The following is a 10,272-nucleotide window of genomic DNA, read 5'->3' as shown; positions in this document are numbered from 1 at the left end:
ATACCTGTGAACCGTCAATTCACCTGAAAAATCGACTGCCGTCACGGTTCATGGGCCTTTGGTTCGTTGCCCCTGAAGGGTCGGCCTCGGGATACTCCCGGGCAGATTCTTCACGGACACATCCATGCCCCGACTCAGCTTTTCCGGCTTCGACCGCGCCGACGAGGCCAATGCCCGCGCGCTGTTCGAGGGCCTGCACCTGGGCGACTGGGCACTCTCGGACGAAGCCGGCGCCGACGCCGTGCTGATCGATCTCGATTCGATGTACGGCCAGATGGCGTGGATGAAGGGCTTCGACGCCGGGAAGGTCGCCATCGGCCTCACCCAGGCCCTACGCGCCGACACCGCTTATCGGATCGACGCGCCGCTGGAGGCCGAGGCGCTGCGCGCCGTGCTGCTCGCCATCGCCGGCGGCCCTCCGGCCAGTGCGCCTGCCGTCGAAACCCCGATGCCCGAGGCGGCGGTCGTCGTCGCCCCCGCCGCCGTGTCGGCCCCGAGCCCGACCCGCACCACCCTCGAGGCGCCCGCCGTCGCGGCACCGGCGTCGGCGAACCGCTTGGCCGCGCGCCTTGCGCGCGCCACCGGCCCCTTCGCCGTGCAGTTCGGGGGCCTCCCGCGCCTCGTGGTCGACCCTGCTTCGCAGCAGTTCGCCCCGGGGAAATCGCTGAAGGCCCTGATCGACTACGGCCACGCCGATCTGCCGGCCGAATCGATCGAAACCCTCGATGGCGATGCCGCGACCGCGGCGCTTCGCGCGGCCGGCGACCCGCAACCGCTGTCGCGCCTGACCTGGCTGCTCGCCCTGGGCGGCGGCGCCGGACGGCTGCTGGACCACGCCCCCGGCACCCGCTTCCAACTGGGGAAATGGCCGCAGGCGGAACGCGAGTTCCCCAAGCACTTCCGCATCGCCACGGTGATGCTGAAGGCCCCGGCGACGCTCACTGAGATCGCCAGTGCCTCCGGGGCCAGCGAGGCCGACGTGGCCGATTACATCAACGCCGCCCTCGCTGTCGGCCACGCCAACGCGGCGTAAGCCGGGCCGACAACCAGCGCCGGGCGCCCTGACGGCGCCCCCACCGGCCTGAATCCCGCCCCATCGTCGGCTTGCCCCCCCTCCCCCCGCGGGCGGACAATTCGCGACCGAATTGTTGCCGATGCCTGCGATGGACCCCCAGCGCTACCCGCGCCTCTCCCGCATCACCCTGCCCGCCGACCTGCGCCAGTTCCCCGAATCGGAACTGCCCGCCGTCGCCGACGAGCTGCGCGCGTACCTCATTGAATCGGTCGGCCAGAGCGGCGGCCACTTCGGCGCCGGCCTCGGGGTGATCGAGCTCACCGTCGCCCTGCATTGGCTCTACGACACGCCCAACGACCGCCTCGTCTGGGACGTCGGCCACCAGACCTACCCGCACAAGATCCTGACCGGCCGCGGCGAGCGCATCACCAGCGTGAAGAAAAAGGGCGGCGTCGCTCCGTTCCCGAAGCGCAGCGAGAGCGAGTTCGACACCTTCGGCGTCGGCCACAGCAGCACCAGCATCTCCGCCGCGCTCGGCATGGCCACGGCCCTGCAGCGCGCCGGCGACCCGCGCAAGGTCGTCGCGGTGATCGGCGACGGCGCGATGACGGCCGGCATGGCCTATGAAGCGCTGAACCACGCCGGCGGCATGGACCCGGAACCCGACGTGCTGGTGGTGCTCAACGACAACCGGATGTCGATCTCCGAGAACGTCGGTGGCCTCACCAAGATGCTCGGCAAGTTCATGTCCTCGAACACGCTGAACGCGGTGCGCGAGGGCGGCAAGAAGATCCTCGGCGACAAGCGCAAGAGCCCGGCAGCGCGCTTCATGAAGCGTTGGGAAGAGCACGCCAAGGGCATGTTCGTGCCCTCGACGCTGTTCGAGGAGATGGGCTTCCACTACACCGGCCCGATCGACGGCCACGACCTTCCGGCGATGCTTCAGGCGATGAAGCTGCTGAAGGGCAAGAAGGGCCCACAGCTGCTCCACGTCATCACCACCAAGGGCAAGGGCTACGAGCGCGCCGAAGGCGACCAGATCGGCTACCACGCCGTCTCGCCCTTCGACCCGGACCTCGGCGTCATCAGCAAGGGCGGCGCGAAGAAGCCGACCTACACCGACATCTTCAGCGACTGGCTCTGCGATGCCGCGGCCGCCGAACCCAAGCTGCTCGGCATCACCCCGGCGATGCGCGAAGGTTCCGGCCTCGTGCGCTTCAGCAAGGAATTCCCGGAGCGCTACTTCGACGTCGCGATCGCCGAGCAGCATGCGGTCACTCTGGCGGCCGGCATGGCCTGCGAAGGCGCGAAGCCCGTCGTCGCCATCTATTCGACCTTCCTGCAGCGCGGCTACGACCAGCTGGTGCACGACGTCGCCACGCAGAAGCTCGACGTGCTGTTCGCCATCGACCGCGGCGGCGTGGTCGGCCCGGACGGCGCCACGCATGCCGGCAATCTCGACCTGAGCTTCCTGCGCTGCGTGCCGCACATGGTGGTGATGGCCCCGGCCGACGAGGCCGAATGCCGCGCAATGCTCACGACCGGCCTGAAGCACGAGGGCCCGGCCGCGGTGCGCTACCCCCGCGGCACCGGCCCCGGCGTGGCCGTGCCCACCACCCTCGACACGCTGCCGATCGGCAAGGCCGAAGTGCGCCGTCGCGGCAAGGGCGTCGCCCTCCTCGCTTTCGGTGCGCTGGTGCCGGCCGCCGAACAGGTCGGCGCCGAACTCGGCCTCACGGTAGTGAACATGCGCTTCGTGAAGCCGCTCGACCGCGAGCTGCTGCTCGAGCTCGCAGCCACGCACGACGGCTTCGTCACCCTCGAGGACAACGTGGTGATGGGTGGTGCAGGCTCGGCGGTGCTGGAGCTGTTCGCGCAGGAGGGCGTCATCAAGCCCACCCTGCTGCTCGGCCTGCCCGACCGCTTCCAGGACCACGCCGCGCGCGAGGAGCTGCTGGCCGAAGCCGGCCTCGACGCCGCCTCGATCCGCGCCAGCGTGCTGAAGCGCTGGCCGGCGCTGGCCACGCCCGAGCTCAAGGCCGCGGGCTGAGCCCCGCGCGAGGCCGCCGGGTCAGTGCCCGGCGGACTTCATCGATTCCGGAATGCCTGCGGCGCCGTAGCGCCGCCGCACCATCGGGATGGTCAGCATCGTGCTCGCCACCGCCATCAGCAGCAGCGCGGTGAAGGCGTCGGCGGAGATGATGCCTTTGTCCAGCAGGATGGTCGCGAAGATGATCTCGATCAGCGCCTTGGTCTGCAGCAGCCAGCCGATCAGGTAGGCCTCGCCGGGCTTCCAGCCGAGGATCTTCGCGGCGATGGTGATGCCGAGGCGTTTGCCCATCACCGAGGCCACCAGCAGCACGCCCGCAGCGATGAACACGGCGCTGCCGCCTGCATCCCATTCCGTGCGCAGCCCGGTGCTGAGGAAGAACACCGGCATCATGAAGACCAGCACGGTGTTGCGGACGAGGTCGAAGCGCTCCTCGGCGAACCAATGTCGGTCGATGATGACGCCGGCGAGGAAGGCGCCGACCATGAAGTGAAGGCCCGACGCGTCCGAACCCAGCGCGCATGCCAGCAGCCACATCAGGCCCAGCGCCCAGCGGTCGAACTCGCCCACGGCACGCAGCCGACGGCGCACGAAGGGCGCGAGTACGGCGAAGGCCACGAGGAAGCCCACCTGATGCAGAAGGCGGTCGCCATCGACGAGGATCAGCGCCAGCACGATCCAGATCGCGATGTCGTCGAGGCTGGCGTAACGCAGCACGCGCTGCCCGAGCGGCGTGCGCAGGATGCCGAGCTTTTCCATCAGCAGCATCAGGATCGGCAGCGCGGTCACCGCCGCGCCCATACCGAGTGCCGCGACGAACTGCAGCTCCGTGGCCTTGGGACCGAGTAGGCCGGGCATCCATTGCAGTAGGGCCCAGGCCGCGGCGGCACCGACCAGCAGCGGCATCACCATCGCCAGGCCGGCGGTGATGGCGGTCTCGCGACGGCCGGCCCAGGCGGAGCGCAGGTCGAGCTCGATGCCCGCCAGCCACAGGAAGATGATCACCGCCCACCAGGCGAGGCCGTTGAGGTTGGCCACCACCGTGGGTTGGAACAGCTGTTGGTGCACCTCGGGGAACACCGCCCCCGCCACGCCCGGCCCGAGCAGGATGCCCGCGACGATCTGCACCACCACCAGCGGCGCGATGTCCTCGGTGCGCGCCAGGCGCCAGACCAGCCACGGCAGGGCGAAGATGCCGAGCATCACGATCAGGTAGGCGGTCTTGGGCTGGATCAGCTCGGTCATGGCGCGGTGGAGGGTGCTTGAAGAGGCGTCATCCTAGGGCATGGCCGTGGGCCGGGGCAGCCGCGGCACACCAACGACTGACTTTCGTCAGTGACGCGCCGCCCCGGGACTTGGCACAGTGCCTTCATGCCGGGCGCCGCATGCTGCGATCGCCCTGAACCGAGGTGTTGAATGAGCCGTCCCGAAGACCACCTGCGCGACCTGCGCATCGACCGCCGTCCCGGCGCCGCGCGCCCGACCTCGAACCGCAAGTGGATCGTGCTCGGCGCGATCGTCACGGTGGTCGCCGTCGGCGCGGTGCTGATGTCTGGCCGGCCGACGCCCGTCGACACCTCGGTCGCGCGCAGCGCGGCCGACGCCGGCCCGCCCACCCTGCTCGACGCCTCCGGCTTCGTCACCGCCCGGCGCATCGCCACGGTCTCCTCGAAGGTCACCGGCCGCGTGGCCGAAGTGTTGATCGAGGAAGGCATGAAGGTTGAGGAAGGCCAGCTGCTGGCCCGCCTCGACGCCACCGACGCCAGCGCCCAGCTCGAGCTCGCCAGCGCGCAGCAGGCATCGAGCGAATCGCAGCTTGCCGAAGCGCGCACGCAGCTCGCCTTGGCCGAGACCACGCTGAAGCGCCAGCAGGAGCTGATCGGCCGCCAGCTGGTCGCGCAGTCGGCGTTCGACCAGGCCAAGGCCGACCGCGACGCCCGCGCGGCGCGCCTCGCCAGCCTGGAGAAAGCCGTCGAAGTTGCCCGCGACCAGCGGGCGCTCACCGCCATCGGCGTGGACAACACGCAGATCCGCGCCCCCTTCGCCGGCGTGATCGTGGCCAAGGCCGCGCAGCCGGGCGAGATGATCTCGCCGGTCTCGGCCGGCGGCGGCTTCACCCGCACCGGCATCGGCACGCTGGTCGACATGGATTCGCTGGAAGTGAACGTCGACGTCAACGAGGCCTACATCGGCCGCGTGCAGCCGAAGATGGTGGTGAACGCCGTGCTCAACGCCTACCCGGACTGGACGATCCCGGGCAGCGTGATCGCCATCGTGCCCACCGCCGACCGCACCAAGGCCACGGTGAAGGTGCGCATCGCGCTCGACAGCAAGGACCCGCGCATCGTCCCCGACATGGGCGTGCGCGTGAGCTTCCTCGCTCCGGTCGATGCCGATGCGCCGAAGCCCACCGGCGCCTTCGTGCCGGAGGCCGCCATCGTGCAGCCCGCGCCCGCCGCGGAAGGCGAGGAGCCCGGCCGTCCCGCCGTGTTCGTGGTCGAAGATGGCGTGGCGAAGCGCATCGAGGTGACGCTGGGCGAGGAAGCGAACGCCGAACGCCACGTCACTGCCGGCCTCAACGGTGGCGAGGCGGTGATCGTCGCGCCGCCGAAGGGCCTCGCCGACGGTGCGCGCGTGGTGGTCAACGCCGCCGCCGGCCGCTGAGCGATCCCGCCGCCATGAGCACGCCGTCGATGTTCCCTCTGGTCGAGATCCGCGACCTCACCAAGACCTACGTGCGCGGCAAGCAGCGCGTCGAAGTGCTGCACGGCATCCAGCTCGACATCCCCGAGGGCGATTTCGTCGCCCTGATGGGGCCGTCCGGCTCGGGCAAGACCACCCTGTTGAACCTGATCGGCGGCATCGACTCGCCGACTTCAGGCGTCCTGAAGGTCGGCGGCCAGCGCATCGACGATTACGGCGCCGACGAACTGGCGAAGTGGCGCGCCGAAACGGTGGGCTTCATCTTCCAGAGTTACAACCTGATGCCGGTGCTCAGCGCGCAGAAGAACGTCGAGCTGCCCCTGCTGCTGACCGAGATGGGCGCTTCCGAGCGGGCCAAGCGCGCACGCATCGCGCTGGACCTCGTCGGCATCGGCGATCGCGCCGGCCACAAGCCGAACGAACTCTCCGGTGGCCAGCAGCAGCGCGTGGCCATCGCCCGCGCCTTGGTCAGCGACCCCACCCTGCTGATCTGCGACGAGCCCACCGGCGACCTCGACCGCAAGACCGCCGACGAGGTGCTGCGCCTGCTGCAGCGCCTGAACTCGGAATTCGGCAAGACCATCATCATGGTCACCCACGACCCGAAGGCCGCCGAGTACGCCAAGCGCACCGTGCACCTCGACAAGGGCGCGTTGGTGAAGGAGGCCGCGCACTGAGCGCGGGCATCCCATGCTGAAGTACGTCGGGCTCGTGCTTTCGGGCCTCACCCGCAAGAAGCTGCGCACCACCCTCACCTTCCTCTCGCTGGCGGCGGCGTTCACGCTGCTGGGCCTGCTGCAGGCGGTGAACTCGCTGTTCTCCGGTGCCGCCGATTTCCTCGGCGCCAACCGGCTGATCACGCAGGCCAGCACCAGCTTCACGCAGGCGCTGCCGATGCGGCTGATGCCGCAGATCGAAGCCGTGCCCGGCGTCACGGCGGTCAGCCACTCGCAGTTCTTCGGCGGCCAGTACGGCGAAGGCCGCAGCTTCTTCCCGCAGTTCGCAGTGAATCCGCGGCGCCTGCGCGAGACCTACCCCGAGTGGGTGATGCCGGAAGACGCGTGGCGCAACTTCACCTCGACGCAGGACGGCGCAATCGCCGGACGCCTGCTCGCCGAGCAGAACGGCTGGAAGGTGGGCGACATCATCCCGCTCAACAGCTTCATCTGGACCAAGGCCGACGGTTCGCGGCTTTGGGAGTGGCGGCTCGTCGGCATCTTCGACGGCAAGGACGCCGAGTGGCAGAAGCGCGCCAACCTGATGTACCTGAACTACGGCCAGTTCGATGAAGGTCGGGTCCCCGGGGCACGGGGCCTCGCCGGCGTGTTCGTCGTCCAGGTGGCCGATCCGGGCGAGAGCGAGCGCATCGCCAGCACCATCGACGCGAAGTTCGCCAACTCCTCCGAAGAAACCAAGACGCAGAGCGAGCAGGAATTCCAGCTCGGCTTCATCCGCCAGCTCGGTGACATCGGCCTGATCGTCAACCTGATCACTGGCGCGGTGTTCTTCTCCATCCTGTTCCTCACGGGTGTGGCCATGTCGCAGGCCGTGCGCGAGCGCATCCCGGAACTCGCGGTGTTGAAGTGCCTCGGCTTCAAGGACAAGCAGGTGATGTGGCTGGTGCTGGCCGAGAGCTTCGCGCTGTGCCTGTTCGGCGCACTGGCCGGCATGCTGACGGCGAGCGTAGTGATGAAGGGCCTGCCCCCCGAATTCCCGATCACCGCCAACGCCTTCGTCTGGGGCGTGGCCGGCGTCAGCGTGCTGGTGCTCACCGTGCTCGTCGGCCTGCCGCCGGCGCTCACCGCCCAGCGCCTGAAGATCGTCGATGCGCTGGCCGGCCGCGCCGGGGATTCGCCGCTCGAACTCGCGCTGCGCAAGGCCATCGAATGGCCGGCCATGGGCTGGCGCTGGGTGATGGGCCGTCCGCTGCGCCCCGCGGAGGCCGACGCATGAGCACGTGGACGCAGGTGCGCGAGATCACGCTGATGAACCTGCGCTCGATCCCCGAGCGCCTCGGCCCCTCGCTGGTGATCGTGGTCGGCATCGCCGGCGTGGTCGGCGTGCTCGTGGCCCTGCTGTCGATGTCCTCGGGCCTCGACGAAACGTTGGGCAGCGGAGGGCGCACCGACCAGGTGGTGATCACCCGCGGCGGCAGCAACGGCGAGCTGGCGAGCTTCCTCGCCATCGGCTCGGCGACGCTGATCAAGCAGGACCCGGGCATCGCCCGCGCCGACGACGGCACGCCGCTGGCCAGCAGCGAGCTGATCGTCATCACCGAAGTGCCCCGCCCTGGGCAGCGCACCGGCGCCAACGTGACGCTGCGCGGCGTCGAACCGGTGGGTCTCACGCTTCGCGAAGGCTTCCGCATCACCCGCGGCCGGCTGTTCCGTCCCGGCGTGCAGGAGTTGATCGTCGGCAACGGCGCCGCCTCGCAGTTCAGCGGCCTCGAGGTCGGGCGGACCTTGCGCTTCCGCGGTTCGACGTGGACCGTCGTCGGCCACTTCGAGAGCGGCGGCAAGTACGACAGCGAGCTGTGGAGCGACATCGGCACCGTGCAGGGCGCCTGGCGGCGCAGTGGCGTGTCGTCGATCCTCGCGCAGCTCAAGACCCCAACGGTGCTGCCGGCGATGACCGCGCGCTTGAAGGAAGACCCCCAGCTCGACGTCGAAGCCAAGACCCAGCTCGATTTCTACCAGGGCCAGAGCGGCCAGCTCACCGCGACGATTGGGATTCTTGCGGGCATTGTCGCGCTGATCATGGCCTTCGGCGCCACCTTCGGCGCACTCAACACGATGTACTCCGCCGTTTCCGCCCGCACCCGCGAGATCGGCACGCTGCGCGCGCTCGGCTTCGGTGCCTCGCCGGTGGTGGCCTCGGTGATGGCGGAAGCCCTGCTGCTCAGCACCTCCGGCGGCGCACTCGGCGCGCTGTTCGCCTACCTCGTGTTCAACGGCTATGCCGTGAGCACGCTCGGCGGCGGATTCACGCAGGTGGCATTCCAGTTCGCGGTCACGCCGCAGCTCGTCGCAATCGGGCTGGGGCTGGCGATCGGCATCGGCTTCATCGGCGGGCTTGCGCCCGCGATCCGCGCGGCGCGGATTCCGGTGACGTCGGCGCTGCGGGAGTAGCGCCGGCGCCACCGGTGTACCACGGGGTCGCCGCCATGGCGCATCGGACCAGCAGGCGGACCGTTACGCTCCCGCACGCTGACCGCAGGTGCCGTTAGGCGACGGCAGCGACCTGCCGTGGCCGGAAAACCGCCTCACTCCCGATGATTGCACCAATGCCTTTCGCGCGAGGCGTCAGGAGACACGCTGGTAGTGCGAGATCCTCAGGAAGTCCAGATCAATCAGGGCGAACACCCCTGCCAACTCCGGCGCATCCTGGGACCTCCGCATCGCGCGCTCCGCCGCTTCGGCGTCCTCCCAAGCGACATGGTCGATCCACCATCCGTTGGCCTCGTCTCGGTACATGGAGCGTGACACATGGCCGGGCTGTGCCCTGATGAAGTCGCCGAGGGTTTCCATCCCTGCCCTCTGGTCAGCAGCGTCGACGCCACTGATGAACCGTAGCAGCGCGATCTCGTGCACCTGTTTGTCGTTCATTGGCTGATTTCTCCGTGTTGGACCGGCGTCATCGCCGGCGCTTGAAGAATCTCCATGGACATGCCAGAAAATGGCATGTTCACTCATGCCAAACGCCAATGAGATCAGAGACCGGCGAGCGTGCGCTCGGACTGCTGCGCTCCCGCGATGACTGGACAGCACCTTCGCTGGCGCACGAATTGGGAGTCAGCGTGCGCACCGTCCACCGGCTGCTCGCGGAATTCAGGGAGCGTGGTTTGCCGATCGAGGCCTCCCGCGGCGCCGGTGGCGGCATCCGACTGGGGTGGACCTACGGCCTCGACGGACTCCGGCTAGGGCACCGGGACACGCTGCAGGTGCTTCTTGCGCTGGCCGTTGCCGAGCGGGTCGGGGGGCCACTCATGACGGCGAGGCTCCCCGCGGTGCGGCAGCGGCTTGGCCTGGCGCTGCCCCAGCAACAGCGAAGCGCCGTTTCCCGACTCAGGCGTCGGGTCCTCGTGGGCGCGTCCGCCTCACCGGCCGTCGCGTCGAAGTACGGAAGCATCAAGCCAAGCATCGCGGTTCGAATCCAGGAGGCATTCCTTGCCCAGCGCGCCCTGCGCATCGCGTATCGGGATGGGTCGGGTGCCACCTCGGCCCGAAAGGTCGAGCCCCACTATCTGTTGTTCAATCCGCCCTGCTGGTACTTGCTGGCATGGGACTCCGGGAAGGATGCCGCCCGTCACTTTCGACTCGATCGCCTGACCGATGCCGGGGTCGCGGAGGAGCCGTTCACCTTGCGCCCGTCGAAACAACTGATGCCCGACGTCGACACGTTCTTCGATGGCCTCTAGGTGCTGCCGATTCCAACGCCAGGGCCTGTTTCGCGCAGTGACCGGAAGGCCGATCAACGCACTTGGAACGGGAGCCCCGAAACGGGG

9 protein-coding genes are annotated in these 10,272 nt (G+C 69.1%); 7 read left to right on the top strand and 2 right to left on the bottom strand.

Going from position 1 to position 10,272, the window contains the following annotated elements:
* The first annotated feature begins 124 nt into the window (after window positions 1-124).
* Together O9255_RS11850 and dxs are read left to right on the top strand one after the other, a co-directional pair.
* A complete protein-coding gene (locus O9255_RS11850) occupies window positions 125-1,033 on the top strand; it encodes a hypothetical protein (RefSeq protein ID WP_297867069.1) in 909 nt (302 codons plus the stop codon).
* Between the two features lie 130 nt (window positions 1,034-1,163).
* The gene (dxs, locus tag O9255_RS11845; RefSeq protein ID WP_297867068.1) at window positions 1,164-3,065 is read left to right on the top strand and encodes a 1-deoxy-D-xylulose-5-phosphate synthase; all 1,902 of its coding nucleotides are present in this window, start codon (window positions 1,164-1,166) and stop codon (window positions 3,063-3,065) included.
* A gap of 21 nt (window positions 3,066-3,086) precedes the next feature.
* Here dxs and O9255_RS11840 read toward each other — a convergent pair whose 3' ends face one another.
* Window positions 3,087-4,310 carry a cation:proton antiporter gene (locus tag O9255_RS11840; RefSeq protein ID WP_297867067.1) on the bottom strand — a complete coding sequence of 408 codons (1,224 nt, stop codon included), beginning with the start codon at window positions 4,308-4,310 and terminating at the stop codon, window positions 3,087-3,089.
* Between the two features lie 171 nt (window positions 4,311-4,481).
* Between O9255_RS11840 and O9255_RS11835 the strand changes: the two genes are divergently transcribed.
* The 4 genes from O9255_RS11835 to O9255_RS11820 are packed head-to-tail and all read left to right on the top strand — an operon-like array spanning window position 4,482 to window position 8,896.
* On the top strand, window positions 4,482-5,729 hold the full coding sequence (locus O9255_RS11835; protein WP_297867066.1) for an efflux RND transporter periplasmic adaptor subunit: 1,248 nt from the start codon (window positions 4,482-4,484) through the stop codon (window positions 5,727-5,729).
* A gap of 29 nt (window positions 5,730-5,758) precedes the next feature.
* Window positions 5,759-6,445 (top strand): ABC transporter ATP-binding protein, encoded by a 687-nt coding sequence (locus O9255_RS11830; RefSeq protein ID WP_297867128.1) that lies wholly within the window; start codon window positions 5,759-5,761, stop codon window positions 6,443-6,445.
* Window positions 6,446-6,458: 13 nt separating this feature from the next.
* Window positions 6,459-7,721, top strand: coding sequence for an ABC transporter permease (locus tag O9255_RS11825; RefSeq protein WP_297867065.1), 1,263 nt, complete (start codon window positions 6,459-6,461; stop codon window positions 7,719-7,721).
* The gene (locus O9255_RS11820) at window positions 7,718-8,896 is read left to right on the top strand and encodes an ABC transporter permease (protein WP_297867064.1); all 1,179 of its coding nucleotides are present in this window, start codon (window positions 7,718-7,720) and stop codon (window positions 8,894-8,896) included. The genes O9255_RS11825 and O9255_RS11820 overlap by 4 nt, the downstream gene beginning before the upstream one ends.
* A 174-nt stretch (window positions 8,897-9,070) precedes the next feature.
* Here the strand turns inward: O9255_RS11820 and O9255_RS11815 are convergent, their stop codons facing one another.
* Window positions 9,071-9,460 (bottom strand): hypothetical protein, encoded by a 390-nt coding sequence (locus tag O9255_RS11815; protein WP_297867063.1) that lies wholly within the window; start codon window positions 9,458-9,460, stop codon window positions 9,071-9,073.
* Window positions 9,461-9,471: 11 nt separating this feature from the next.
* On the opposite strand from O9255_RS11815, the gene O9255_RS11810 reads away from it, so the two are divergent.
* Window positions 9,472-10,185 carry a WYL domain-containing protein gene (locus tag O9255_RS11810; RefSeq protein ID WP_297867062.1) on the top strand — a complete coding sequence of 238 codons (714 nt, stop codon included), beginning with the start codon at window positions 9,472-9,474 and terminating at the stop codon, window positions 10,183-10,185.
* Window positions 10,186-10,272: the final 87 nt, after the last annotated feature.

Source organism: Silanimonas sp., from assembly GCF_027530345.1.
Classification (GTDB): Bacteria; Pseudomonadota; Gammaproteobacteria; order Xanthomonadales; family Xanthomonadaceae; genus Silanimonas.
This window is presented reverse-complemented; position numbering and strand designations above follow the sequence as displayed.

Excerpts from the sequence above, each read along its gene's own strand:
- O9255_RS11850 (WP_297867069.1), top strand. The coding sequence starts at position 125 with ATGCCCCGACTCAGCTTTTCCGGCTTCGACCGCGCCGACGAGGCCAAT.
- dxs (WP_297867068.1), top strand. The coding sequence starts at position 1,164 with ATGGACCCCCAGCGCTACCCGCGCCTCTCCCGCATCACCCTGCCCGCC.
- O9255_RS11840 (WP_297867067.1), bottom strand. The coding sequence starts at position 4,310 with ATGACCGAGCTGATCCAGCCCAAGACCGCCTACCTGATCGTGATGCTC.
- O9255_RS11835 (WP_297867066.1), top strand. The coding sequence starts at position 4,482 with ATGAGCCGTCCCGAAGACCACCTGCGCGACCTGCGCATCGACCGCCGT.
- O9255_RS11830 (WP_297867128.1), top strand. The coding sequence starts at position 5,759 with ATGTTCCCTCTGGTCGAGATCCGCGACCTCACCAAGACCTACGTGCGC.
- O9255_RS11825 (WP_297867065.1), top strand. The coding sequence starts at position 6,459 with ATGCTGAAGTACGTCGGGCTCGTGCTTTCGGGCCTCACCCGCAAGAAG.
- O9255_RS11820 (WP_297867064.1), top strand. The coding sequence starts at position 7,718 with ATGAGCACGTGGACGCAGGTGCGCGAGATCACGCTGATGAACCTGCGC.
- O9255_RS11815 (WP_297867063.1), bottom strand. The coding sequence starts at position 9,460 with ATGAGTGAACATGCCATTTTCTGGCATGTCCATGGAGATTCTTCAAGC.
- O9255_RS11810 (WP_297867062.1), top strand. The coding sequence starts at position 9,472 with ATGAGATCAGAGACCGGCGAGCGTGCGCTCGGACTGCTGCGCTCCCGC.